The following is a 22,758-nucleotide window of genomic DNA, read 5'->3' as shown; positions in this document are numbered from 1 at the left end:
GTGCAATCCATTTGCACGCTTTTTTTGCCGAGATGAATCATGACCCAGCGCCCCGCTCTCCCCTTCACGCTCGACGAGCAACTGTGCTTCGCGCTCTACTCGACCTCGCTCGCGATGACGAAAGCGTACAAGCCGCTGCTCGAAAAGCTCGGACTCACGTATCCACAGTATCTGGCCATGCTCGTGCTGTGGGAAACCGATGACATCACCGTCAAGGACATGGCCGCGCGCCTGAATCTCGATCCGGCGACGGTCACGCCGCTGCTCAAGCGCCTCGAAGCGCAGGGACTCATCGAGCGCGCGCGCGGCACCGACGATGAGCGCCTCGTCTACATTCGCCTGACGGGCGCGGGCAAGGCGCTCAAGCGTCAGGCGCGCGACGTGCCCGGCGAAATCTTCTGCGCGACGCAGCAGACGGCGGACTTCCTGCTGCGTCTGCGCGACGACCTCACACGCCTGCGCACGACGCTCAATGACTTCATGGACCAGTAGGGCGGATAACTGAAAAGGACTAGTTCCGGTTCCATCGCAAAATTAATTTGCACACAAATGATTTGTGTACTATCTTACTCACATGCTGCTTAGCTAGCGCTTCGCCGGACCGGCGAACCGGCAGCCAGCGGCAAACATGCCAACCCTGACACCCCAGACTAGGAGCTGCACCATGAACATCCTCTACAAGGCAAGCGCAACGAGCACCGGCGGCCGCGACGGCCGCGCCGTATCGTCGGACAATGCCTTGGACGTGAAACTGGCGGCACCGCGAGAACTCGGCGGAAATGGCGCAGCAGGCACGAATCCCGAACAGCTGTTTGCAGCCGGCTACTCGGCCTGTTTCCTGAGCGCCATGAAGTTTGTCGCCGGCCAGCGCAAACAGGCCCTGCCGGCCGACACGCAGGCTTCCGCCGACGTCGGCATCGGTCCGAACGACAAGGGCGGCTTCGCGCTCGACATCGATCTGCGTATCACTCTGCCGGGTCTGGCTGCGGACGCTGCCAGGGAATTGGTGGATGCAGCGCACCAGGTCTGCCCGTACTCGAACGCTACGCGTAACAACGTCGCGGTTCGTCTGCACGTCGCTTGAGGTCAGGTCGGCCGTTGCGCCGATCAGCAATGCTCAAGAAGAACCGCTCACGGCGCATCACCCTGCGCCGTCGCGAGCAGCGCCCGCACCCTGCGCAATAGGGCCGGGCGTTGATTGTTTTCGCGCGCACGGCACGCATCCTGCTTAGCCGGTTCTCGACCACCTTCAGCCCGACTGCCTCTCCCGATGACACGCGCCCGCCGCCTGCACGACAGCTTCGACTCCGGCCTCGTCTGGTTCCGCCGCGATCTGCGCAGCACCGATCATGCCGCGCTGTACTTACGCGCAAAAGCATTGCGAGCGTGTCTGGTGCGTGTTCGTGTTCGACACGACGATCCTGCAGCCGATTGTCGATGCCTGGCAGACGCGCCACCCACGCGAGCCGGTGCAGGATCGCCACACTCGACCAGCTCGGCTTCGCGCCTGGCAACCTGACGGACTTGCAACTGCCCGCCGGCATGTGCGGCGCCCAACAGCTGCTCGACGATTTCCTCACGCGCATCGACAGCTACGTGGAACGGCGCGATTTCCCCGCTGCGAAAAGCCGAGCTATCTGTCGGTGCATCTGCGCTTCGGCACGGTGTCGATCCGCACATTGGCGCGGCTCGCGTACGAGATGTCGCTGCAACCCGACGGCAAAGGCGCCGCGACGTGGCTGTCGGGACCGATCTGGTGGGATTTTTACTTCATGGTCCTCGCGCACCACGCGCGCCTCGCGAAAAGCGCGCCGTTCAAGCCGGAATACGAGCAGTTGCACTGGGAAAAAGGCCGCTCGGCCGACGCAGCGTTCGCCGCCTGGTGTGACGGCCGCACCGGCTATCCGCTCGTCGATGCCGCGATGCTGCAGTTGAACCAGACCGGCTATATGCACAACCGTCTGCGGATGGTCACGGCAAGCTTCCTCGCGAAGGATCTCGGCATCGACTGGCGGCTCGGCGCGCGATACTTCGCCGATTTGCTGAACGACTTCGATTTCTCGGCGAACAACGGCGACGACGGCTGGCAGTGGGCCGCCTCGACCGGCTACGGCGCGCAACCTTACTCCCGTATGTTCAATCCGGTTATTCGATCCGAAAAATTCGACCCCGACGGGCGCTTTATCAAACGATATCTACCGCAGCTCGCGAACTTGCCGGCAAAATGGATTCACGCGCGGTGGCTGGCCGGCGCGGAGCGGCTCGCGGAATTCGGTGCATGGTACTGGGCGGAAATTATCCCGAACGGATCGTCGACCAGGCACAGGCCCGCGAGCGCACACTGGCCTGATACGGAAAGTGAGTGCCTGCTCACATTATTGAATAAGAAGGTCTGAAGGGGGCGAAGATGCGCCGTCTGCCGTCGCTGCTCGTGTTTTTGATCCTGACGCTGGCGGCCGGCTGGGCCGCGAGTCTGTCTCTGCCCGACGTGTGGTACACGGGCCTGCAAAAGCCTGTGTTCAATCCGCCGAACTGGGTTTTCCCACCGGTCTGGACCGTACTTTACGTGCTGATGGCGTTTTCCGCGTGGCGCGTGTGGAAGCGCGACGGCCTGACCGCGGCGATCGTACTGTGGGTCGTGCAGCTGGTGTTCAACGCCGCGTGGATGTGGCTGTTTTTCGGCCTGCATCGGCCGGAGACGGCGCTGATCGACATCCTGATTCTGCTGCTACTGATTGTGATGCTGACGTATGTGTTCTGGCGGCGCGATCGCCTCGCGGGCATTCTGCTCGTGCCGTATGTCGTGTGGGTCGCGTACGCCGCGCTTTTGAACTACGCGTTGTGGCAGCTGAATCCGGCTGCTTGAGTGGAGTCTGCCAAGCGGGCGCGAAGGCCGCGCGATGAGAAAAGGGGAGTGCGCGACAGGGCACTAGCCTTGATGACCAACCCCAAACACCAGCGCCTCACCACGCGCCGATGTTCCGATTGCTGACTGCCTGATGCCGATTTTACAGGCAGTCGGCTTAGCCGTAGTGCTGGCTCATCCACGACGGACGCGCGTTCGTCTCTTGATCGAGCTTGCGCATGCGGAATTCGAGATCGTAGAGATCGGTCGCTTCAGCGAGATAGGCGTCAGCGCGCTCCTTCGCGAGCTGGTCCGGCGACTTGGTCAGAAACAGGAACAGGCGGCTGATCAGATACATGGTTCACCTCGGCAATGATAGCTAGGCGTTTACGCCTAAGGGATAACCCGTATTATAGGGAAAACCCTGATTTCATGCCACTACTCATTTTCGAGGTGTTGCTCGGACGTCACCGCCCGACCGACGATGCCGCCAATCCTTCCGCGATGCGGCCCGCGTCCGTACGACGCTGATGCCGGAAAAACTCCCACAGCATGGCGCTCGCGTCCGGGCCCTTGGACGAGTGGAAGGGCAGCGCATCGTCGCCGCCGGCCCATGCGTGACCCAGCCCCTGCACACGACAAACCCGTACCACGCGCCGGCCACCGCGCAGATAATCGCGCATCACGACGCCATTTTTGCGGTCCTCGCGCGTCTCGCCGCCTTTGCGCGCGCCGTTTGCGTCAATGAGGCGGTTCAGACGCAGGAACTGTGTCGCCAACTGGTCCGCGTTGACCGGCGCCACCACATGGTCGGCATCGCCGTGGACGATCAATGCCGGCATGCCTGGGTATTGCGCGACGTTCGTGGTTTCGTCGACGAGTTCCGCCGGCTCGCGACGCGCGCCGCGCCGCATCACGTCCATCGCGGTAATGCCGGAGCGCGCCTCGCCGAAAGCGGGGCCGGAATGCAGCGCGACCGCAGCGAAATGCCCGGGGTACTTGACGGCCAATAGCGCGGTCAGCCCCGCGCCCGCCGAAATCCCCGCCACGTAGACACGCGCGCGGTCAAAGCCGTGTTGCTCGACCAGCGAATCCACCAGCGACACGACCGCACGCGCTTCCGCGCCGCCCGCGTTATCGCCGGCATCGTACCAATGCCAGCAGCGGTGCGAGTGCGCGTGCTTCGATTGCTCCGGATACACGACCGCGAAGCCGTAGCGGTCGGCGAGCAGGTTCATGCGCGTACCCTCGGCGAATTGGTCGATCGACTGCGTGCAGCCATGCAGCATCACGACCAGCGGCATCGCCTCATGCGCGTGCCCGGAAGGGATATAGAGCCCGTACTGCAGGTGATTGACCAGCCGGCCCGGCGCGGCCGGCGCGGAATGGAACGAGCGCGTCCACGCGCCGCTCGCCCACGCGGCCGCGCGTGGACGCACGCGCGACTCGCGCGGCGCTTCGCGTTTCATCGGCGTGCGTAGCGCGGCAGCCGGCTTCAGTGGATGAGCCTTGCTCGACGGTTTGGTGGTGGCGGCGCGAACCGGTCGCGCCTGCGCTCGCTTGGCGGTTTTTTGCGCGTGTTCGGTTTGGATCGCAAGCAGGCGCTTGAAACCACGCAGCCAGATTTTCGACAGGCTTTTTGCCATCGGCGATAACCTCGCAAAAGGGACAAATGTGGACCCCAAAACTGTGGATCAGATGAAGTTGTGCAATGCACAATAACATCATTTTTCTTGCGGTGCTGAACACCAGCGCCGCTCTTCGTGGCCATTTCGATCGTCGCGAACCTTGCCGGGGCCCTGTCGTCAAACCACGTCGATAGCCGTTCGGCAGCTCACATTCGGCGTGCAAAAGCGCTGTGCGCCGCAAGACCGTCGCGCAACACCCGACTATACTGGCGGTTGATTTCCCGACGTGTCGATCCGGGCCGCATCGGCGTTTCGTGCCGGCCGCGCGCCGATTTCCACCAACCCGATTTCACGCGACCCGCGTCGCGCTCCCGCCATGCCCGATTTTCCGATCCACCTGTGGTATTCGATCACCAGTCTCGGCGGCGCCGGCTTGACGCTACCGCTCGCGCTCGCCATCGCGCTGTGGTTGGCGGTCGGCTACTCGTGGCGGCTCGCGGCCTGCTGGCTCGCGCTGCTCGGTACGGCGATCGGCGTCGTGACCGTGACCAAGCTCGCCTTCCTCGGCTGGGGCGTCGGTGTGCGCGAGCTCGATTTCACCGGCGTCAGCGGTCACTCCATGCTGTCCACGGCCGTCTATCCGGTCGCGCTGTTTTTGATGCTATTGCCCGCGCGCCGCGCCGTCCGGCTGCTCGGCGTGCTCGGGGGGCTTGCCGCCGGCCTGGCGGTGGGCTTGTCGCGCGTCGTGCTGAGCGCGCATTCGCCGTCCGAAGCCGTGACTGGCTGCCTCGTCGGCGCGCTCACCGCGCTCGTGTTCGTGCGCATCGCGTGGAATGCGGAGCCGGGCCGGCTGTCGGCGCTCCCGGTCACCGTCAGCCTGATGGTGCTGGCAATCCTGATGCACGGCGTGCACGTGCCCACGCAGCGCTGGGTCACGCATATCGCATTGAAGGTGTCCGGCCACGACCGGCCGTTCATTCGCGCGAAATGGCGGTCCCCCCGCGACATTCGACCGTCGGCCGCGCCGCTGTCGCAAACGCGCAATACGCTTGAGCTGATGCGCGCGTCGGACATCTGAGCACGCTGCGCCGGCCCTTCCGCCGCGTTTTCAAGCTTCCCTTTACAGTTTTGTAGCACTTCCCTCGCTTCACGCCATACGTGAAGCGCTGCGCCGAATCGACCGTTTCGCGCACCGCTATAACCGCGCATATATTACGATAGCGTTTTTAGGACACTGCTTCCCGTTCACGTCAGACTCCAGGTCCTTCATGACACTCTCTTGCCATCTGAAGCAGTACGCGCTGTGCGTCGCAGCCGCCGTCGCCGTCGTGGTCAGCGTCAAGGCCCACGCCGATGAACTGGTGGTCTCGGCCGCCGCCAGCCTGACCAATGCGTTCAAGGCGGTCGGCAAAGCGTTCGAGCAACAGCATCCGGGCACCAAGGTCCTGTTGAACTTCGGCGCGTCCGACGTGCTGATGCAACAAATCGTCAAAGGCGCGCCCGCCGACGTATTCGCGTCCGCGGATCAGAAGGCAATGGACAAGGCCGCCGCCGAAAAGGTGATCGTGCCGTCGACGCGGCGCGACTTCGCCGCCAACTCGCTGGTGCTGATCGTGCCAGCCGACAGTCATTTCGCGCCCGCCAACCTCAACGCGCTGACGACCGCGAACGTCAAGCGCGTCGCGTTCGGCGATCCGGCCTCGGTGCCGGTTGGCCGCTACACGCAAGGCGCGCTTCAGGCCGCCGGCGTGTGGGACGCGGTCAGCGCGAAGGCGGTGCTCGCGTCGAACGTGCGTCAGAGCCTTGATTACGTCGCGCGCGGCGAAGTCGACGCCGGCTTCGTGTTCGGCACCGATGCCGCGATCATGCCCGACAAGGTCAAGGTCGCGCTGAACCTGCCGACGCAAACGCCGATCAGCTATCCGATCGCGCAGGTCGAAGGCAGCCATCACGCGGCCGACGCGCAAGCCTTCATCGACTTCGTGCTGTCGCCGGCCGGTCAGGCGGTGCTCGCGAAGTACGGCTTCAAGCCGGCGCATTGATTCACGGGGAGAGCACACGCTCATGCAACAGGCCTGGGTTCCGCTGCTGCTATCGCTGAAGGTCGCAGGCTGGGCCACCGCGCTCACTCTCGTGCTCGGCGTCGCGGCCGCGCTCGGCCTGTCGCGCTGGCGCTCCGGCGCGCGCGACGTGATCGATTCGCTGCTGATGCTGCCGCTCGTGCTGCCGCCCACCGTGCTTGGCTATTACCTGCTCGTGCTGCTCGGCCGACGCGGCGTGATCGGCGCGTGGCTCGACCGCTTCGACATCCAGCTCGTCTTCACGTGGCAGGGCGCGGTGATCGCGTCGACGGTGGTCGCGTTTCCGCTCGTGCTGAAGTCCTCGCGCGCTGCCTTTGAAGGCGTCGATCCGCAGTTGGAGCGCGCGGCGCGCACGCTCGGCGTCAGCGAAACCGCGGTGTTTTTCCGCGTGACGCTGCCGCTCGCCGCGCGCGGCATCCTCGCGGGCGGCCTGCTCGCGTTCGCGCGCGCGCTCGGCGAATTCGGCGCGACGCTGATGATCGCGGGCAATCTGCCAGGCCGCACGCAGACACTGTCGGTCGCGGTCTATTCGGCGGTGCAGGCCGGCGACGACAGCACCGCCAACTTCCTCGTGCTCGTGACATCGGTCGCGTGCGTGACGATCCTGCTGCTCGCGGGGCGGTCTCGTGCCGCAGCACACGCTTCTGAGAGCCCGCTGACATGCCGCTCAACGTCGCCATCCGCAAGACCTTCGAGACCGCCGAGCGGCGCTTTACGCTCGACGTCGCGTTCAGCGCGAGCACGCAGCGGCTCGTGCTGTTCGGGCCGTCGGGCGCGGGCAAGAGCCTGACCTTGCAGGCGATCGCCGGCTTGCTGCGTCCCGATGAAGGGACCATCACGCTGCACGGCACCACCTTGTTCGATAGCGCGGTCGGCATCGATCAGAAGCCGCAGGCGCGCAAGATCGCGTATCTGTTTCAGGACTACGCGCTGTTTCCGCATCTGAACGTGCGGCAGAACATCGGCTTCGGGCTGCACCGGGGCTGGCTCAATCCGCGTGCGCGCGGCGCGCATGCGCAGGTCGATTACTGGCTCGATGCGCTCGAATTGAGGGGCTTGGCGGGCAATCACCCGGCGCAGCTGTCCGGCGGGCAGAAGCAGCGTGTGGCGCTCGCGCGCGCGCTGGTTTCGCAGCCGCGCCTGCTGCTGCTCGACGAGCCGTTTTCCGCACTGGATAGTGAGTTGCGCCAGCGCATGCGACGCGAGCTATCGGACCTGCAAACGCGGCTCGATATTCCGATGGTGCTGATCACGCACGATCCGGACGACGTCGCCGCATTCGGCGATCAGGTCGTGCAGGTCAGCGACGGCCGCGTGCGCGAGGATCATCCGTTCGCAGGATATGCGCGCAGCGAGGCGTCGCCTCGTTGAGCGGGTGGCATTGCGCCTTCGTTATGCCCCGGCAATCTCAATCCTTCACGCCAAGTATCACGCTCGACGCCTTGAACGCCGCGACCGCGCTCGCGCCTTCCTGCAAACCGAGCATGTCGAGGCTGCCATTGGTGACGACCGCCGTGACCACCGCGCCGCCTTCGAGCCCGAGCGACACTTCCGCGTTCACCGCGCCGCGCTTCACGCTGTGCACGGTGCCAAACAACTGATTGCGCGCCGACAGGTTCAAACGGCGCATCGCGATCGCCATCACCCGGTACGAGCAAAACGACCCACGACGCCTTGATCAGCGCAAACGCCGCCACGCCGACCGCGAGCCCGAGGGCTTCGGTGCTCTCGTGCGTGAGCACGGCGACGATCGTGTGGCCGCCGGGCAGCGCGAGCGACACTTCGTCGTTGACGGTGCCGCGCTCGATCGCCGACACCGTGCCGTAGAACTGATTGCGCGCGCTCGTCTTCACGCCGATGCGGCCGATCAGGTCCCAGTCCGTCGCGAAGCCCTCGCCAATCGCCGCGCCCGCGCGTTCGAGAAAGCGCCGATGCTCGCGCTCGACCGCGCGAAACGTCTCGATCAGCTTCACCGCGCGCGGCGTCAGCGTCGTGCCGCCGCCACCCTTGCCGCCGGTCAGACGCACGACGAGCGGCTCGCCGGCGAGGTTGTTCATCGTGTCGATGGCATCCCACGCGCCTTTGTAGCTGATGCCGACCGCCTTCGCCGCGCTCGTGATCGAGCCGGTCTCGCCAATCGCCGCAAGCAGCGCGATGCGGGCCGCGCCGCCGAGCGTCTGCGTGCCCGCCTGAAACCAGACGGAGCCGCCGAGTTCGAGGGCATCGCGGGGAGGATCGGGGCGGTCGATGGTCATGGCAGAGAGTGGTTGAGGGTACGTGGTAGGGCGGCGAATCATTATAGCGACGCGCTCTTGCGCCGCTGGCCCCTACGCTTGCCGCTCACCATGGCACGACTCTGCCGAGGTAGTCGAGGTAATGCAAACCGGCACGGCCGTCGTATGCGTCGATCGTGCTGACCAGGTTCGGGATGCTTTCGTCGATGCTCAGACACGCGTCCGGCCCGCCCATGTCGGTTCGCACCCAGCCGGGCGCCATCAGCAGCAGGGTTCTGGTATCGCTTCGATGACGTGCGGCAAAGCTGCGCATGAACATGTTGAGCGCGGCCTTGCTGCCGCGATAGACCTCGTAGTTGCCGTTCTCGTTGTTGGCGACGCTGCCCTGCCCCGACGACATCACGCCGATCGTGCCAGTCGGCCGAACGAGATCCTGCAAGGCCTCGACGACCCGCATCGGACTCAACGCGTTCGTCACCATCACGCGCACGAATTCGTCGGTCGATACATCCGCGATCGTTTCACTATCGTCGTTCTTGACGCCGGCGTTGACGAACAGCAGGTCGATCGGACGTCCTTCGAGGCGGCCCCGCAACGCGGCGACCTGTTCGGGAATCGTGATGTCGACCGTTTCGACTTCAAGTGCGTCATGTGACGCCGTCGCAAGCTGAAGGAGCCTGGTCGTGGAATTTTGCCTGCCGGTCGCGATGACTCGCCAGCCGCGCTTCAGATACTCCTCGACCATCGCGAAGCCGAGGCCGCGCGAGGCGCCGATCAGAAGCGCGGTTTTTTGCTGGTTTGCGGGTTGCATGGAGCGTTTCCTGTCGATGAACTCGGGTTGAAGCCGGTCCAGGAAATATAGTCCCGCGTGATACAGGGCGGAAGATGCAATGCTTGCACTTACCGACCGTGAATCGTCGACAATGAGCAAGCGCACGAATCAGGAGACCGCGCGATGTCACCCACTCGTGAATACTGGTTCCCAGCCAAACGCTATGGCTGGGGTTGGGGCCTTCCCGTGCGCTGGCAAGGATGGGTGACGCTGCTCGCGTATTTCGTGTTGCTCGGGGTGGTCGTTTTCCGGTTTCGACCCGCGGGTCATCCGCTCACGTTCGCCTTGCTGGTCGCGCTATTAACAGTGGCCCTCGTGGTCGTGTGCTGGCTGAAGGGCGAGCCGCCGCGCTGGCGGTGGGGTAAGGACTAGCAAGTCCGCTCAGCCACGCCAGCACCCACGTCTCTAGCCGGGCATGCAGGTGGTCGGGTTCATTCGGTTTCGCTGTCGTCGGTGTCGGCATTGGAGTTGATTTCGTGTCGCATCGCCGAGCCAGCAAGTACGCTCGCTTGCAGGGGCGCGGCCTCCTTGCGCTCGCTGTATCGATCGGTCAGATAGTCCGAACGGTCCCGCACGAGCAGCGTGAACTTGAACAGCTCTTCCATCACGTCGACCACGCGATCATAGTAGGACGAGGGCTTCATACGGCCATCGGAATCGAATTCCTGGTATGCCTTCGCGACCGACGACTGATTGGGGATGGTCACCATCCGCATCCAGCGGCCAAGCACGCGCAGCGCGTTTACCGCATTGAACGATTGCGAGCCTCCGCACACCTGCATCACAGCCAGCGTGCGCCCTTGGGTCGGCCGTATTCCCGCGCTTTCGAGCGGCAGCCAGTCGATCTGATTCTTGAATACGGCCGTGAGATTGCCGTGGCGCTCCGGGCTGCACCAAACCTGCCCCTCCGACCACTCGGACAGCTTGCGCAGTTCGACGACCTTCGGATGATCTGCCGGGACGCTATCGGCGAGCGGCAGGCCGTGCGGGTCGAATACCCGCGTTTGCGCTCCGAAATGCCGGAGGATGCGCTCGGCTTCGAGCGTCAGCAGCCGGCTATACGACGTTGCTCGCAGCGACCCGTAAAGCAGCAGGATGCGTGGCGGATGCGTTGAAGTCGTCACGGGTGCCAGCTTGTCCACGTCCGGTATATCGAGGTGAATAGGGCTGACGTTCGGCAGATCACTCATCACGATCCGTTTCTCCTCAAGTTGGGCGCGACTTTGCGCTGCCCTGATTCGTACCATGCTTGCGAACGGTTCACGACCCCCACGACGAGCAGCATCACGGGGACCTCGATCAGAACCCCAACCACCGTCGCCAGTGCGGCACCCGAATGAAAGCCGAACAGGCTGATTGCCGTGGCCACGGCGAGTTCGAAGAAGTTGCTTGCGCCGATCAGACTCGACGGGCCAGCGACGCAATGTGCGACGCCCAACTGGCGGTTGAGCAGGTAGGCCAGTCCCGAGTTCAGAAACACCTGAATGAGGATTGGCACGGCGAGCATCGCGATCACCAGCGGCTGCTCAACGATCTGCTGACCCTGAAACGCGAACAGCAGGACCAGCGTCGCGAGCAAGGCGCAGATGGACCAGGGACCGAGACGGGCGACGACGCTCCGGAAATGCTCTTCGCCCTTTCGAAGAAAGCGTTGGCGCAGCAGTTGCGCGAGGATGACCGGGATCACTATGTAAAGGCCAACCGAAGCGATCAGTGTGTCCCAAGGCACTGTGATCGCGGACAGCCCGAGCAGCAACGCGACGAGTGGCGCGAACGCCACGACCATGATCGAGTCGTTCAGCGCGACCTGCGACAGAGTGAAATACGGGTCGCCCTTGCACAGCTGCGACCACACGAAGACCATTGCCGTGCACGGCGCGGCGGCGAGCAGGATGAGACCTGCGACGTAGCTGTCGAGTTGCTCGACGGGCAGCCACGGCCTGAACACGTGACGAATGAACACCCAGCCCAACACGGCCATCGAGAACGGTTTGACGAGCCAGTTGACCGCGAGCGTCACGCCGATGCCGCGCCATTGGCTGCCGACCTGCTTCATCGCCGAGAAGTCGATCTTGATGAGCATCGGGATGATCATCACCCAGATCAGCACCCCGACGGGCAGGTTGACGTGCGCGACTTCCATGCGCCCGAGCGCCTGAAATGCGCCCGGCAACACCTGGCCGAGTATCACGCCTGCCACGATGCACAGCGCGACCCACACCGTCAGATAGCGCTCGAAGAAGCCGATAGCCGGGCGCGCGGCTGCACGAGCCTCAGCGCGACTCATTGGTTTCCTCTGCCGGACGCTCGCCAATGGCACGCATTTCGCGCTGGATTGCGTCGTGGTTGAGCGCGCGCAGCGGCAGGTTCACGAACTGGCTCACGCGATTCATGATCTGTCGATAGACCTTGTCGAAAACTTCGCGCTTCCCGTCGTCGGTTCCCTGGCAGGCTGCGGGATCTTCAAAGCCCCAGTGTGCGCTGATCGGCTTGCCGGGCCAGATCGGGCAGACCTCGCCCGCAGCCTGATCGCATACGGTAATGACGAAGTCCATCTGCGGCGCGTCGGGCGTTGCGAACTCGTCCCAGCTCTTACTGCGCATCTTCGCGGTGTCGTAGCCCAGTGCCGCGCATTTCTCGATCGCGAACGGATTGACTGCGCCGGATGGATGGCTGCCCGCGCTGTACGCGCGAAACTGTCCTTTGCCGAGCACGTTGAACAGCGCCTCGGCCATGATGCTGCGTGCGCTGTTGCCGGTGCAGAGAATCAGTACCGAATACGGTTTGCCGCTCATGTGCGGCTCCGAAATGAAATGCCTGTCTGGGACGGAGCGCAGCAGGCTGCTGCGGATTCGTTTGCTGCCAATGCCTGAGTATGAGATTGCCCATAGATGGGAGCCGATTGGAGCGTCAGGAAGGTTTCCCAGGCCACGCCTTGCGGATCGACGGTCCACGCCTTGTCCGACTTCGCGTAACAGCATGTCGTGCCGCTCTGGTGCTGCACGGGACCTTCAGCGGCGGCGAAGCGCGCGTTCATCTCTGCCAGTTCTTCATCGGTTTCGACCTGGATGCCAATGTGATCGACGCCAGGTTTCGCCCCGCGTTGCGAGATCGCGAAGTTCACGACGGGGTCGCTCAACTCCCACTTGCAGTAATCGCTCTTGATGACTGTCGGCTCGACGTTGCCAAACATCGCGCTGTAGAAGCGGATGCTGTCGGCAAGATTGTCCACAGCCACGTGAATGTGCATGCGTTTCATGTTTCGTCTCGGCAGCAGTTGGAAAGGTCGCTCGCGGCGCACGATGCACCGGAGCAGCAGTTCTCTGTGAGGAAGCCGATCAGCGACGTCATCGCGTCGAAGTTTGCGGTGTAGATGACGAAGCGCCCTTCCTGTCGCGGACTCACCAGTCCGGCGTGTGTCAGGTCTTTCAGGTGGAATGAAAGGCCGGAAGGCGAAATGCCTAACCGCTGCGCTATTTCGCCAGCCGCCATGCCTTCGGGGCCGGCAACGACGAGCTGGCGAAAGATCGCGAGACGGGATTCGTGAGCGAGCGCGCCGAGCGCGCGTACGGCATTGATCGTGTCCATAAAGACACTATATCCACTTCATCGTTATATTTCAATATTTGTTGAAATGTCGCAATTTGGTCGATGGTTCGCTCTTTGATGACGCATTTCGCTAGTCGGGACGGCTTGCGTACTGCGCAATCCCATTCCCAAACGACCAGTTCTCCTTCTCGACCTCGACGAGATTGATGAACACATCCTCGGGCCGCACGCCCGGCGACTTCCCGAGTTCATCGACGATGCGTCGGTACAGCGCCTTCTTCTGCTCGACCGAGCGCGTGTTGCTAACGGTCAGTTGGATCACGACGAGATCGTCGCCGCGCTCGATATTCTGGTACTGCCGGTCGTAGATCATGTTGTCGGGCGTGTGCTCGGTGATCAGCATGAACATGTCGTCCTTCGGCACGTTGAACGTGTCCACCAGCGAGCGCTGGATGCCGGCGGTCAGCGCCTGACGGTAATCCGCCGGCTTGCCGGCGCGCAGTGAGATCCGGGTGAGCGGCATGATGGGCTCCTTGTTTGCGGTGTTGGGTTGAACACAGCTTAGGCGCGCTCGGTCATAATAAACAGATATCCCTGTTTATTTCATCCATTTTCATACGAAATGAAAGTCCTCGATCTCGATGCGGTGCGCGCCTTCGTGCTGGTCGCCGATCTGCGCAGCTTCACGCGCGCCGCGGACGCGCTCGACACCACGCAATCGGCCGTCAGCCTGAAGCTGAAGCGACTGGAGGCGCACCTGGGCAAGCAGTTGCTGGAGCGCACGCCGCGCATCGTGCGTCTGTCCGCCGACGGCCACGCGTTTCTCGGCGCCGCGCGCGAGTTGCTGAACGCGCACGAGCGCGCGCTCGGCGCGCTGTCGGTGGAGCGGCGACGGCTCGTGCTCGGGCTCAGCGAGCACGTTGCGGGCTCCGATCTGCCACACCTGCTCGGCCGGCTCAACGCACACGATCCGGGCCTCGTGGTCGAGTTGCATATGGGCACATCGGCGGCGTTGCTCGCGCAGTTCGACGAACGCCGGCTCGATGCGGCGATCGTCCGCTACGGCGCCGACGAACCGCCGCGCGATGACGCGCAGACGCTGTTCAGCGAACCGCTCGGTTGGCTCGCGACGCCGACATGGCTGCCGCGAGTCGGTGAGCCGCTAGCGCTCGCGCTATTGAGCCCGCCGTGCAACGTGCGTGACGTCGCGTTGCGCACGCTGACGGCGGCGGGGATCGCCTGGCAGGAGGTGTTTGTGGGTGGTGGCGTCGCGGCAGTGGGCGCGGCTGTGGCCGCTGGGCTCGCCGTGTCGCCGCTCGCGCGTCGGGTTGCGCCGCGCGGTCTGATCGACGTCGGCGCGCGGCTCAGCTTGCCGGCCCTGCCGGAATCGCGTGTGACGCTGCATTCGCGCGTGCGCGAGGCCCGCTCGGCGGAAACGCTGCGGCTGCTTGCAAACGGCCTCGCCACGGCGTGACGCCACGACCGATGCCACACCGCGCCGCGCCGCTCGAAGCAGCCTTAGTGGATGATCGGCGGCAGCGAACCGCTGCTGGCGGTCGCGGGATTGGCCACGGAGCCCATCGGCGCGCTGTCGCTAACGTTTGCGGACGCGTCCGACGAAGTCCGCACGGGCGGTTTGATCAGATTCGCACGGGAAATCGCGGGCTTCGCCGCGACCTTGTCCACATGCGGACGCGCGGTGTGAGCCGCCGCGAAATCGGCGTGCACGACCTTGCCCTGAGCCGGCTTCGCGTGCGCCAGTTGCACATGCGGCTGCGCGTGCTTCGCGGTCGGCGCGGTCACGGTGGCGTGCGACCGGTTCGGGCCCGACGCCGCGACTTTCGTACCGCCTTTCACGTTCCCGCCCGCCACGAGACGTTTGACGCCGTTCCCATGCGCCGCGAGTTTGCCGCCGTGGGCCGCGCTAGCCGACGCGACATGGGTTGCCGCGTGCCGGGCGCTCGCCGTCTGCCGCGCATGCGCACCAGCTTTGGTCTTGATTCCGCCCTTGGCGCCCGCCTTCACTTTCACCGCCTCGGGTTTTTTCCGCGCGTGCGCCTGTTGGGTAACGTGTCCGCCCGCGATATGCCCGCCCGCCTCCGGCGGATTCCACACTTCCGCATAACCGGCAGCCAACGCCACCTCCGACACACACCACACGGCCAGCGCCGCTGCTACTCCTCGAACCCGCATCTGCTGCTTCTCCTGATCGACGGCTGCCAAAACGAGCCGGGATTATATTCTCTTGCAAAAATCCACTTTTGGACTAATATTCTTAAAAAGTACACATAGGGACTTACCCGCAATGGCTCACGCTGCCCGAATTTCCTCGCCCGAGGCATCGCCGCGACGATCGCTTTCGGAACCCACGCTGACGCAGATGTCCGCGGCCGGTCTGCGTGCGTTCTTCAACATCGCGCGCGACTGGGACCTGAGCGCCGACGAGCAGATCGTGCTGCTCGGCAAGCCGGGTCGCTCGACGTTCTTCAAGTGGAGGGCGACGCCCGAGACCGCGCGCCTCAGCCACGACACGCTGGAGCGATTGTCGCTGCTGCTCGGCATCTACAAGGCGCTGCAGATTCTGCTGCCGCAGCCGAGCGCCGCCGACACCTGGGTCAAACGTCCCAACAGCGCGCCGCCGTTCGGCGGCAAACGCGCGCTGGACCGCATGCTGGCGGGCAACATCAGCGATCTCGTGGCCGTGCGCCAGTATCTCGACGCAATGCGAGGCGGCTGGGCGTGACACAACCGCAATGGCAGGACCGCTGGACCAGCGCAGCGCTCGATTGGTCGCCCGCGTATCGCGTGATTCCGACGCGCTTTCCGGCCATCAACCTGTTCGATCGGGTCGCATCGCCGGAGGATTTCGACGCGCTGTACGCGCTCGAAGCGATGACCAACGACCGGCTGCGCACCGAAATCGGCGAACTCGATCTGGTGCCGCGCGAGGAGCGCCGTTTCGGGCCCGGCTACGGGCCGATCATGGCCGCGCTCACGCATCTGAATCCGCTCGGCAGCCGCTTTTCCGACGGCACCTACGGCGTGTTCTATTGCGCGCGTTCACGCGCGACTGCGATCGCGGAAACACGCTATCACACGGGTCGGTTTCTCCAGGCGACCGCCGAGCCGCCTATGCGTCAACAGATGCGTCTCTACACGGTAGTCGCACAAGGCAGCGTGGTCGACTTGCGTCGCGATCCCGAGTTCGATCCCGCCGTGCTGTCGCCCGACGACTACCTTCCCGGACAGGCGCTCGGGCGCGCGGTACGCGCGGCGGGCGCGCCGGGCATCGCGTATCCGTCGGTGCGCGACAGCGCTGGCGAATGCCTCGCGGCATTCCGCACGATGCTGCTGCGCGACTGCCATCACGCGGCATACCTCGAATACAACTGGAACGGCACGAACGTCGATATGGTGTTCGAGTTGAATCAGGTCGGGTGACAGAAGAGCGGCGAAGCAGCGCGGGGACTTCAGCCGTTCAAGGCAAGGCCAATTCCGCCGCCCCTTCCGCGCGCGCGGCCTCGACCGAGATCGACCAACGACGCAACGCCTGCGGCTGCACGATCGTCAACGTGCCGTCCGGCCCGAACGCGCCCGTATCGATGAACACTTGCGAGCCGATCTGCATGATGTCGCGCACCGGCGTATGGCCGCAATAAGTCAGCGACAGCCCGCGCTGCCGCAGCGGATCGCCGTTGCCCAGCGCGAGCTCGCGACCCCACAGCAATTGCTGGCGCGTTTCGGCCGAATAATTGCCCGCGTCGAGCTCGGCGTCGGAGCCGAAAAATTCGGCGTGCAGAACGTTGAAGCGCGCCTTGCCGCTGCCGATCACGCGCACGAGCGGCAGCGTGCGCAGATGCTCGGCGTAATCGCGCAGACGCTCGTCGGGCACGTCGACCGCCCACGCGCCGCCGATGCCGTACCACCACTGCCGCCGCAAGCGGCCGTCGGCGACCGCGCACAGCGCGTCCTCGTGATTGCCGAGCACCGCATGGAACCACGGCTTCGCGAGCAGCGCGAGCGCCTGCTCCGAGTGCTCGCCCCGATCGACCAGATCGCCGACCGAAAACAGCCGGTCGCACGTCGGATCGAACGCGATCTGACGCAGCAGGTAGCGCAAAGCGTCGACGCAGCCGTGCAGGTCGCCGACCACGAAATCGCGGCCGGCCTCGTTGGCGTCGTGATGCTGAACGAAGTTGGCGGGGGTGGAATCCATCCCACCATGATAATGCGGCCGACGCGGGTGCGTATGCGGGGTGCCTATCGTATCCGCACGCTTCATCGAGCAAGAAAGACATCGAACGACGCAAAAATGACGCTGAAACGGCACATTTGCGGTATGTGTTACCGGAAATGCACGTTTGCGCGAGTCACTCCTGGCGCGCGCCCGAGTCGTCCCGCGCGCTATTGCAGCGTGCGCAACTTCGCCACCTGGTCGGCCGCGATCGTCGCCTGCGGATTGCCGAACTGTTTCGTCACGTAGTTGGTGATCGCCGCGATCTGCTGGTCGTCGAGATGGCTGCCGAACCCGGGCATCAGCACGTCCGCGTGCGCGGTCGTGCGATTCACGCCGTGCAGAATGACCAACGTGAGATTGTTCGCGTCGTTCGCGCCGACCGTCGAGTTGTGGATCAGCGACGGATACGCGCCCGGCGCGCTCGCGCCCACGCCCTGCCCGGTCCAGCTATGACAGGTCGCGCAATTGGCGACGAACAGCTGCGCGCCGTTCACGCCGGTGATCGCGGTGCCGCGCATGGCGGTGACATCGCTGGCCGGCTTGCCCCATTGATGACGGGGACGCGCGTCGCCGCCGCTCACGGCCGGCACCGAGCGCAAGAACACGACGATCGAGCGCAGATCCACCGGCGTCAGGTACTGCGTGCTGTTCGCGACCACTTCGCCCATCGGGCCGGCCGCGTTTGCGCGGCTCGGCGCCGCGCCGGTCGACAGATACGCCGTGAGTTCGTCGTCGCGCCAGTCGCCGACTCCGCTCAGCTTGTCCGGCGTGATATTGAACGCATGCCAGCCGGCCTGCACCGCACCGGAGAAACGCGCGCTCGACTTCAGCCCCTGCATGAAATTGCGCGGTGTATGGCATTCCTCGCAATGCGCGAGCCCTTCGACCAGATACGCGCCTCGGTTCCATTCGGGGCTCTGTTTCGGGTCCGGCACGAAGCGCCCCTCGGTGAAGTTGAACATGTTCCAGAACACCATTAGCCAGCGCTGATTGAACGGGAACTTGAGGCTGTTCGAGGGCGGCGTGTAGTGAATCGGCGCGAGCGTGTTCAGATACGCGCGAATCGCGAGCACGTCCTGTTCGGTTACGCGTGTGTAGGCGGTGTACGGGAACGCCGGATAGAGCCGCTCGCCGCCTTTGCCGATGCCTTCGTGCATCGCGCGCATGAAATCGGCGTCGCTCCACTGGCCGATGCCGGTGTCGGGATCGGGCGTGATGTTCGGCGTCACGATCGTGCCGAACGGTGTGCTGATCGGCAGGCCGCCCGCGAATGGGCGCGACTTGTCCGCCGTATGGCAGGCCGCGCAATCGGCAGCACGGGTCAGGTATTGGCCGCGCTTCACGAGTTCGCCATTCGCGGCCTTGCCTGCGAGCATGGCCGGGCCGCCGACCGAAGCCTGCGCCGCGTCGTCGGCGCGCGCCTGGGTGATCGGCATTTCGTCGGTCGAGTTTGCGTCCGGGCCGTGCGACTCGTGCCACGCTATCGACAGCGCAAACAGCGAAAACGCGGCCGCGAGCGCCGCGCCGCCGAAGCGGCGGCGCTGGTTGACGTGCATCAGCGCAGGGTCCGGCTGCACGCGACAGGTGTTCTTCGTCATTGTGGCTCTCCGGTCGGCGCTCAGATTTCGCGCTTCAGCTTGTCGCCTAGTTTCAGCGACAGCGCAGCGATCGTTAGCGTGCAGTTCACCGACGCGGCGGTGGGCATCACGCCGCTACTCGCGATGAACAGGTTCGAATGATCGTGCGTGCGGCAGTCCGCGTCGACGACCGAACTCGCCGCATCGCTGCCCATGATCGTCGTGCCCATGATGTGATTGTTGGGCGCGAAGCTGTCGTCGAACGAGACCTCGGTGCCGCTGAATAGCGTCGCGATCTGCGCATACAGTTCGTGCGTATTGGCGGCGCTCTTCTTCACGTAGTCGTTGATCGAGTAGTAGATCTCGGGCTGAGGAATCCCGAGCGCGTCCTTGTGATCTGCCGACGGCACGATGCGGTTCTGCGGCTCCGGCAGATGTTCGTGAAAGCTGTTGATGTTCAGCGTGCGCGCCGCGCGGTCGCGAATCTGCCGGTCGAGCTCGGCGCCGGTCAGGCCTTTTTTCAGCAGGTCGGCGGTGACCCCCATCGTCGGCACGCCGTTCGACAAATGCAGCTTCTTCGACGAGTAATCGGAGCGGAACGCGCCGTCGCGGAAGTTGACGATCGAGGTCATCTCCATCGGGCCACGGCCGGGCCACAGCGGTTCGTTGGCGAGAAACGTGACACCGGTGCCGGGATGGTCCATCAGGTTGCGGCCCACCTGATCGGAGCTGTTGCCGACGCCGTGCGGGAATTTGTCGGAGGTCGACATCAACATCAGCTTCGGCGTTTCGATGCCGTTCGCCGCGAGCACGAACAGCTTGCCGGTGACGCGTGTGCTGTTGCCGTTCGGGTCCTTGTAGTGGACCGCGGTGATGAGCCCTTTGTCGTCCGCTTCGATGCGATACACGACCGCTTCGGGAATCAGTTTCGCGCCGGCCTGCTCGGCCTTCTCCGCGTGAATCACGCCGTTGTACATCGCGGCGATCGGGCAGATCGGCATGCAGTTGTTGTTGCCGCAGCAGGTGGGCCGCGCATCGTACGGACGGCTGTTGCGCGCGACCGGTTCGGGCACGACCTTGAAGCCCTGCGCGTTGAGCACGTCGCTGAACCGCCGATCCATGTACGACAGTGGCAGCTGCTGCATCGGATAGGGCTTCGAGCGCGGCGAACCGAGATCGATCGAACTATCGGGACCGGACACGCCGAGCTGCACTTCGGCGGCCACGTACCACGGCTCGAGCGTTTCGTACGGATACGGCCAGTCGCGCCCGACGCCATACAGCTTGCGCAACTGGAAGTCCGACGGCAGCAGCCGCCACGCGGCGGCCGCCCAGTGCCAGGTCGTGCCGCCGACCAGCCGCACGTATTGTGAGTTGTACGGATAATCGCCCTTCTGGATCAGGTAGTTGTTCGCGGGCGCGTACTCGGGATGCGGCGCGTAAGGCGTCGACGGATACGGCGTCGCGAAGTCGGACTTGGCCGGCGAGTTGCGGAAGTTCTCGACGATCTGCCAGCGCGGAATGCGCGGCCCCGCTTCGAGCAGGATCACCGACGCGCCCGCCAGCGCCAGCTGATGCGCAACCAGACTGCCGGCGACGCCGGAGCCGACCACGACGATATCGGCGGATTGTGTGTTTGCCATCGTTTCTCTCTTCGATGCCCTGCCAGTTGCGGGCTTTGTTCGTGCGACGCTTGCGGGTCCGGCGTGCTGGTTGCGCTGCTGGCGTGGCCCGCTCGCGGGCTCGCGCGGCTTACGCGGGCGTCGGCTTCTGCGTCCAGTAGAACGGCACGTCGCGGCAATAGGAGGGAATCGTGAGCACGTCTTGCACGGGCTCGAACATCAGCGCCTTTTCATACGCGATCACCTGGACGTGCGGCATGTCGCCGACGAGGCCCAGATACCACGCGCGCATGATCGCGCCGACCGTTTTCGCGAGCGCGGGCTGGTCGGTCTGCAGCGCCTGCGTGACCGTATCGGACGGCACGCCGCCGTGGCCTTGCAGCCACGTGTTGAGCGCCGCGACGTTCGGCGCGAACTGGTTATCGGCACGCGACAGCGCATCGTAGACACGTTGGCCAAGCACGGTATCGAAACTGCTACGACCGGTGAGGTGTTGCGAAAGCGCGAGGAAGGCATCGAGTCCGCCCCCGGCTGGCCGCGTATCGGCGAAGGCGGGCGCGATCCACGACAGCGAACGGCTCGCGCCGGCGAACCCGAGCGCCGCGGCCGTCGCGCACGAGCCGAGCACCCAGGCCCTGCGCGAAGCGGAAAACGACGGCGGCAAGCCGGTGAAACGTGTGGCATTGCGATAAGACTTCGCTCCTTGCCGATGCGTCACGTGGGGATGCGCATCGTTATCCTCAGGAACATCTGTCATGGGGGCTCCAGATGATGAGTCGTTCTCGACGAACAGCGCGGCGAGGGTATGATGCCGTTCGCCTGCCGCTTCGTTTGCTCTTCCCCAAACCTGGTCTTACGCCGCTTCAGCGGTCTCGTATCTGTGCGCGTGATTCACGCGCGCCGCATGTGTGGAGTTGCATGCATGATCGCAACGATTGCTGCCGTTTTCTGCCAATCGCCTTTCAACTGAAAGCGGCGCGCAAGGCCGCTGCGAAAGACTATAGCCTGTGACCCACCATTCGACAATCGGTCCGCGTTGCACGCGTAGAATCCGCGACACCGACTGCCCTACACTTCGTCGTTCATCGAGTCCATGTCCATCAACTACTATCCGCAGCTTCTTCGCAATCGGCCCCGCACGGTGATCGGCCTCGTGATCGGGATCGTCGTCGCGTTCCTCGTGCCCGGTCATACGAGTCCGATCGCCCGCACACTGATCGGCTGGGACGCGGCCATCTGGAGCTACCTGCTGATGATCTGGGTGCATATGGCTCTTGCCGACGAGCACCGCGTGCGCGAATACGCGATGCGCGACGACGAAAACGCGGGCGTCGTGCTGGTCGTCATCTGCGTCGCGACGATCGCGAGCGTCGCCGCGATCGTGCTCGAACTCGCGTCGGCCAAGGGCGCGGGCGGCGCAACGACCGTCTGGCACTACCTGCTGACCGGTCTGACGCTGATCGGCGCATGGTTTCTGATTCCGACGATCTTCACGCAGCACTACGCGCGCCTCTACTACGACACGGACGCGCAAGAGACCGCGTTGAAGTTTCCCGATCATCATTTGCTGCCGAACTACTGGGACTTCCTGTACTACTCGTTCACGATCGCGGTCGCGTCGCAGACTTCCGATGTCGTGTTGCGCTCACGCGAAATTCGCCGCGCGACGCTCGCCCAATCGGTCCTGTCGTTCTACTTCAACGTCGCGGTGCTCGGCCTGTGCGTGAACATCGCGGCGGGGCTGCTGGGTTCGTGACACGGCCGCTGCGCAGCGTTCGGATGAATTTCATGCGAATGCCACGCGCGTGCCACATGGCTGCCACGTGAGCGGCACCCGGGCTTCACGCGTCCGCTTGAACCGCATTCCGTGCAACGCGGGGCCGCCCGTGTAAAACCGGCCCCACACCATCCCGTTTTACATGCCGGCCACCCGCGGCGTGCGTAACAATGCCCGCATTTTTGCGCGCGCTCCGTGCGCGCGCGCACCTTCGGCACCCGCCATCTCACCGTAACCTCCCCGTTTCCGCGCTAGCGCGGTGCCCGGCTGCCCGCGCGTTGGCACACGGTTTGCTGCTTTCCGCGACGAGTGACGACCAGTCCCGCGAGACCGGCGTCTGGCGTCAAAGCACCCGCGACTGGCCAGCGGCGCGACG

The 22,758-nt window shown here is 64.5% G+C and carries 25 protein-coding genes and 3 pseudogenes; 13 read left to right on the top strand and 15 right to left on the bottom strand.

Translation table 11 applies throughout. The features are described from left to right. Positions 1-39 precede the first annotated feature (39 nt). The 4 genes and pseudogenes from OKW41_RS04505 (at position 40) to OKW41_RS04490 (ending at position 2,866) form a co-directional block, all read left to right on the top strand. On the top strand, positions 40-492 hold the full coding sequence (locus OKW41_RS04505; protein WP_429444997.1) for a MarR family winged helix-turn-helix transcriptional regulator: 453 nt from the start codon (positions 40-42) through the stop codon (positions 490-492). Between the two features lie 172 nt (positions 493-664). Next, positions 665-1,084: an organic hydroperoxide resistance protein gene (locus OKW41_RS04500; RefSeq protein WP_429573348.1), complete on the top strand. Its 420-nt coding sequence runs from the start codon at positions 665-667 to the stop codon at positions 1,082-1,084. Between the two features lie 186 nt (positions 1,085-1,270). Further along, positions 1,271-2,350: pseudogene (locus OKW41_RS04495) on the top strand (cryptochrome/photolyase family protein). 57 nt (positions 2,351-2,407) lie between these two features. After that, positions 2,408-2,866 carry a TspO/MBR family protein gene (locus tag OKW41_RS04490; protein ID WP_429571702.1) on the top strand — a complete coding sequence of 153 codons (459 nt, stop codon included), beginning with the start codon at positions 2,408-2,410 and terminating at the stop codon, positions 2,864-2,866. Between the two features lie 157 nt (positions 2,867-3,023). Here OKW41_RS04490 and OKW41_RS04485 read toward each other — a convergent pair whose 3' ends face one another. Next, positions 3,024-3,203 carry a DUF3563 family protein gene (locus OKW41_RS04485; RefSeq protein ID WP_090808381.1) on the bottom strand — a complete coding sequence of 60 codons (180 nt, stop codon included), beginning with the start codon at positions 3,201-3,203 and terminating at the stop codon, positions 3,024-3,026. A gap of 109 nt (positions 3,204-3,312) precedes the next feature. Beyond that, complete coding sequence (locus OKW41_RS04480; protein ID WP_429444990.1) at positions 3,313-4,491, bottom strand: extracellular catalytic domain type 1 short-chain-length polyhydroxyalkanoate depolymerase; 1,179 nt, start codon at positions 4,489-4,491, stop codon at positions 3,313-3,315. Positions 4,492-4,849: 358 nt separating this feature from the next. Between OKW41_RS04480 and OKW41_RS04475 the strand changes: the two genes are divergently transcribed. The 4 genes and pseudogenes from OKW41_RS04475 (at position 4,850) to OKW41_RS04460 (ending at position 7,925) form a co-directional block, all read left to right on the top strand. Next, on the top strand, positions 4,850-5,551 hold the full coding sequence (locus tag OKW41_RS04475) for a phosphatase PAP2 family protein (RefSeq protein ID WP_429444988.1): 702 nt from the start codon (positions 4,850-4,852) through the stop codon (positions 5,549-5,551). A gap of 190 nt (positions 5,552-5,741) precedes the next feature. Beyond that, complete coding sequence (gene modA, locus OKW41_RS04470; protein WP_429444986.1) at positions 5,742-6,515, top strand: molybdate ABC transporter substrate-binding protein; 774 nt, start codon at positions 5,742-5,744, stop codon at positions 6,513-6,515. 22 nt (positions 6,516-6,537) lie between these two features. Further along, positions 6,538-7,213: pseudogene (modB, locus tag OKW41_RS04465) on the top strand (molybdate ABC transporter permease subunit). Between the two features lies 1 nt (position 7,214). Next, the gene (locus OKW41_RS04460) at positions 7,215-7,925 is read left to right on the top strand and encodes a sulfate/molybdate ABC transporter ATP-binding protein (RefSeq protein WP_187612177.1); all 711 of its coding nucleotides are present in this window, start codon (positions 7,215-7,217) and stop codon (positions 7,923-7,925) included. 37 nt (positions 7,926-7,962) lie between these two features. Here the strand turns inward: OKW41_RS04460 and OKW41_RS04455 are convergent. Next, a pseudogene (locus OKW41_RS04455) lies at positions 7,963-8,809 on the bottom strand (TOBE domain-containing protein). Between the two features lie 85 nt (positions 8,810-8,894). Next, a complete protein-coding gene (locus OKW41_RS04450; protein ID WP_429444980.1) occupies positions 8,895-9,599 on the bottom strand; it encodes an SDR family NAD(P)-dependent oxidoreductase in 705 nt (234 codons plus the stop codon). A gap of 144 nt (positions 9,600-9,743) precedes the next feature. On the opposite strand from OKW41_RS04450, the gene OKW41_RS04445 reads away from it, so the two are divergent. Then, entirely contained in the window at positions 9,744-9,992 is a 249-nt protein-coding gene (locus OKW41_RS04445) for a hypothetical protein (RefSeq protein WP_429444979.1), read from the top strand. A gap of 59 nt (positions 9,993-10,051) precedes the next feature. On the opposite strand, the gene arsH is transcribed toward OKW41_RS04445, so the two are convergent. From arsH to OKW41_RS04415, 6 genes are all read right to left on the bottom strand, one after another. Next, positions 10,052-10,813 (bottom strand): arsenical resistance protein ArsH, encoded by a 762-nt coding sequence (arsH, locus tag OKW41_RS04440; RefSeq protein ID WP_429444977.1) that lies wholly within the window; start codon positions 10,811-10,813, stop codon positions 10,052-10,054. After that, positions 10,810-11,907, bottom strand: coding sequence for an ACR3 family arsenite efflux transporter (arsB, locus tag OKW41_RS04435; RefSeq protein WP_429571701.1), 1,098 nt, complete (start codon positions 11,905-11,907; stop codon positions 10,810-10,812). The genes arsH and arsB overlap by 4 nt, the downstream gene beginning before the upstream one ends. Then, positions 11,894-12,415: an arsenate reductase ArsC gene (locus OKW41_RS04430; RefSeq protein ID WP_429444975.1), complete on the bottom strand. Its 522-nt coding sequence runs from the start codon at positions 12,413-12,415 to the stop codon at positions 11,894-11,896. Before OKW41_RS04430 ends, arsB begins: the two co-directional genes overlap by 14 nt. Then, positions 12,412-12,879, bottom strand: coding sequence for an ArsI/CadI family heavy metal resistance metalloenzyme (locus OKW41_RS04425; protein ID WP_429573347.1), 468 nt, complete (start codon positions 12,877-12,879; stop codon positions 12,412-12,414). The genes OKW41_RS04430 and OKW41_RS04425 overlap by 4 nt, the downstream gene beginning before the upstream one ends. Continuing rightward, positions 12,876-13,208 (bottom strand): ArsR/SmtB family transcription factor, encoded by a 333-nt coding sequence (locus OKW41_RS04420; RefSeq protein ID WP_429571700.1) that lies wholly within the window; start codon positions 13,206-13,208, stop codon positions 12,876-12,878. The genes OKW41_RS04425 and OKW41_RS04420 overlap by 4 nt, the downstream gene beginning before the upstream one ends. A 91-nt stretch (positions 13,209-13,299) precedes the next feature. Then, positions 13,300-13,692, bottom strand: a complete 393-nt coding sequence (locus OKW41_RS04415) for a tautomerase family protein (protein ID WP_429444970.1) — start codon at positions 13,690-13,692, stop codon at positions 13,300-13,302. Between the two features lie 99 nt (positions 13,693-13,791). Between OKW41_RS04415 and OKW41_RS04410 the strand changes: the two genes are divergently transcribed. Beyond that, on the top strand, positions 13,792-14,643 hold the full coding sequence (locus tag OKW41_RS04410) for a LysR family transcriptional regulator (protein WP_429571699.1): 852 nt from the start codon (positions 13,792-13,794) through the stop codon (positions 14,641-14,643). A 44-nt stretch (positions 14,644-14,687) separates the two neighbouring features. Here OKW41_RS04410 and OKW41_RS04405 read toward each other — a convergent pair whose 3' ends face one another. Further along, positions 14,688-15,362 (bottom strand): hypothetical protein, encoded by a 675-nt coding sequence (locus OKW41_RS04405; protein ID WP_429571698.1) that lies wholly within the window; start codon positions 15,360-15,362, stop codon positions 14,688-14,690. A 187-nt stretch (positions 15,363-15,549) separates the two neighbouring features. On the opposite strand from OKW41_RS04405, the gene OKW41_RS04400 reads away from it, so the two are divergent. Together OKW41_RS04400 and OKW41_RS04395 are read left to right on the top strand one after the other, a co-directional pair. Further along, on the top strand, positions 15,550-15,912 hold the full coding sequence (locus OKW41_RS04400) for an MbcA/ParS/Xre antitoxin family protein (protein WP_018424156.1): 363 nt from the start codon (positions 15,550-15,552) through the stop codon (positions 15,910-15,912). Then, the gene (locus tag OKW41_RS04395; protein WP_429571697.1) at positions 15,909-16,610 is read left to right on the top strand and encodes an RES family NAD+ phosphorylase; all 702 of its coding nucleotides are present in this window, start codon (positions 15,909-15,911) and stop codon (positions 16,608-16,610) included. Before OKW41_RS04400 ends, OKW41_RS04395 begins: the two co-directional genes overlap by 4 nt. 37 nt (positions 16,611-16,647) lie before the next feature. On the opposite strand, the gene OKW41_RS04390 is transcribed toward OKW41_RS04395, so the two are convergent. The 4 genes from OKW41_RS04390 to OKW41_RS04375 all read right to left on the bottom strand — a co-directional run bounded on the left by OKW41_RS04390 (position 16,648) and on the right by OKW41_RS04375 (position 21,362). Beyond that, complete coding sequence (locus OKW41_RS04390; RefSeq protein ID WP_429571696.1) at positions 16,648-17,385, bottom strand: metallophosphoesterase; 738 nt, start codon at positions 17,383-17,385, stop codon at positions 16,648-16,650. A gap of 188 nt (positions 17,386-17,573) precedes the next feature. Continuing rightward, the gene (locus OKW41_RS04385) at positions 17,574-19,004 is read right to left on the bottom strand and encodes a cytochrome c (protein WP_429571695.1); all 1,431 of its coding nucleotides are present in this window, start codon (positions 19,002-19,004) and stop codon (positions 17,574-17,576) included. A gap of 20 nt (positions 19,005-19,024) precedes the next feature. Then, positions 19,025-20,626, bottom strand: coding sequence for a GMC family oxidoreductase (locus tag OKW41_RS04380; protein ID WP_429571694.1), 1,602 nt, complete (start codon positions 20,624-20,626; stop codon positions 19,025-19,027). Positions 20,627-20,735: 109 nt separating this feature from the next. Further along, positions 20,736-21,362, bottom strand: coding sequence for a sugar dehydrogenase complex small subunit (locus OKW41_RS04375; RefSeq protein WP_429571693.1), 627 nt, complete (start codon positions 21,360-21,362; stop codon positions 20,736-20,738). Positions 21,363-21,698: 336 nt separating this feature from the next. Here OKW41_RS04375 and OKW41_RS04370 point away from each other — a divergent pair, with 336 nt between their 5' ends. Then, positions 21,699-22,361: a DUF1345 domain-containing protein gene (locus tag OKW41_RS04370; RefSeq protein WP_429444956.1), complete on the top strand. Its 663-nt coding sequence runs from the start codon at positions 21,699-21,701 to the stop codon at positions 22,359-22,361. Positions 22,362-22,758 lie beyond the last annotated feature (397 nt).

The organism is Paraburkholderia sp. UCT70 (assembly GCF_050434085.1).
Lineage (GTDB): Bacteria > Pseudomonadota > Gammaproteobacteria > Burkholderiales > Burkholderiaceae > Paraburkholderia > Paraburkholderia tuberum.
This window is presented reverse-complemented; position numbering and strand designations above follow the sequence as displayed.

Coding starts and splice junctions, on each gene's coding strand:
- OKW41_RS04485 (WP_090808381.1), bottom strand. CDS start 3,203: ATGTATCTGATCAGCCGCCTGTTCCTGTTTCTGACCAAGTCGCCGGAC.
- OKW41_RS04460 (WP_187612177.1), top strand. CDS start 7,215: ATGCCGCTCAACGTCGCCATCCGCAAGACCTTCGAGACCGCCGAGCGG.
- OKW41_RS04450 (WP_429444980.1), bottom strand. CDS start 9,599: ATGCAACCCGCAAACCAGCAAAAAACCGCGCTTCTGATCGGCGCCTCG.
- OKW41_RS04445 (WP_429444979.1), top strand. CDS start 9,744: ATGTCACCCACTCGTGAATACTGGTTCCCAGCCAAACGCTATGGCTGG.
- arsB (WP_429571701.1), bottom strand. CDS start 11,907: ATGAGTCGCGCTGAGGCTCGTGCAGCCGCGCGCCCGGCTATCGGCTTC.
- OKW41_RS04475 (WP_429444988.1), top strand. CDS start 4,850: ATGCCCGATTTTCCGATCCACCTGTGGTATTCGATCACCAGTCTCGGC.
- OKW41_RS04375 (WP_429571693.1), bottom strand. CDS start 21,362: ATGACAGATGTTCCTGAGGATAACGATGCGCATCCCCACGTGACGCAT.
- OKW41_RS04425 (WP_429573347.1), bottom strand. CDS start 12,879: ATGAAACGCATGCACATTCACGTGGCTGTGGACAATCTTGCCGACAGC.
- modA (WP_429444986.1), top strand. CDS start 5,742: ATGACACTCTCTTGCCATCTGAAGCAGTACGCGCTGTGCGTCGCAGCC.
- OKW41_RS04500 (WP_429573348.1), top strand. CDS start 665: ATGAACATCCTCTACAAGGCAAGCGCAACGAGCACCGGCGGCCGCGAC.
- OKW41_RS04415 (WP_429444970.1), bottom strand. CDS start 13,692: ATGCCGCTCACCCGGATCTCACTGCGCGCCGGCAAGCCGGCGGATTAC.
- OKW41_RS04480 (WP_429444990.1), bottom strand. CDS start 4,491: ATGGCAAAAAGCCTGTCGAAAATCTGGCTGCGTGGTTTCAAGCGCCTG.
- OKW41_RS04390 (WP_429571696.1), bottom strand. CDS start 17,385: ATGGATTCCACCCCCGCCAACTTCGTTCAGCATCACGACGCCAACGAG.
- OKW41_RS04400 (WP_018424156.1), top strand. CDS start 15,550: ATGTCCGCGGCCGGTCTGCGTGCGTTCTTCAACATCGCGCGCGACTGG.
- OKW41_RS04410 (WP_429571699.1), top strand. CDS start 13,792: ATGAAAGTCCTCGATCTCGATGCGGTGCGCGCCTTCGTGCTGGTCGCC.
- OKW41_RS04405 (WP_429571698.1), bottom strand. CDS start 15,362: ATGCGGGTTCGAGGAGTAGCAGCGGCGCTGGCCGTGTGGTGTGTGTCG.
- OKW41_RS04430 (WP_429444975.1), bottom strand. CDS start 12,415: ATGAGCGGCAAACCGTATTCGGTACTGATTCTCTGCACCGGCAACAGC.
- OKW41_RS04370 (WP_429444956.1), top strand. CDS start 21,699: ATGTCCATCAACTACTATCCGCAGCTTCTTCGCAATCGGCCCCGCACG.
- OKW41_RS04385 (WP_429571695.1), bottom strand. CDS start 19,004: ATGACGAAGAACACCTGTCGCGTGCAGCCGGACCCTGCGCTGATGCAC.
- OKW41_RS04380 (WP_429571694.1), bottom strand. CDS start 20,626: ATGGCAAACACACAATCCGCCGATATCGTCGTGGTCGGCTCCGGCGTC.
- OKW41_RS04505 (WP_429444997.1), top strand. CDS start 40: ATGACCCAGCGCCCCGCTCTCCCCTTCACGCTCGACGAGCAACTGTGC.
- OKW41_RS04420 (WP_429571700.1), bottom strand. CDS start 13,208: ATGGACACGATCAATGCCGTACGCGCGCTCGGCGCGCTCGCTCACGAA.
- OKW41_RS04490 (WP_429571702.1), top strand. CDS start 2,408: ATGCGCCGTCTGCCGTCGCTGCTCGTGTTTTTGATCCTGACGCTGGCG.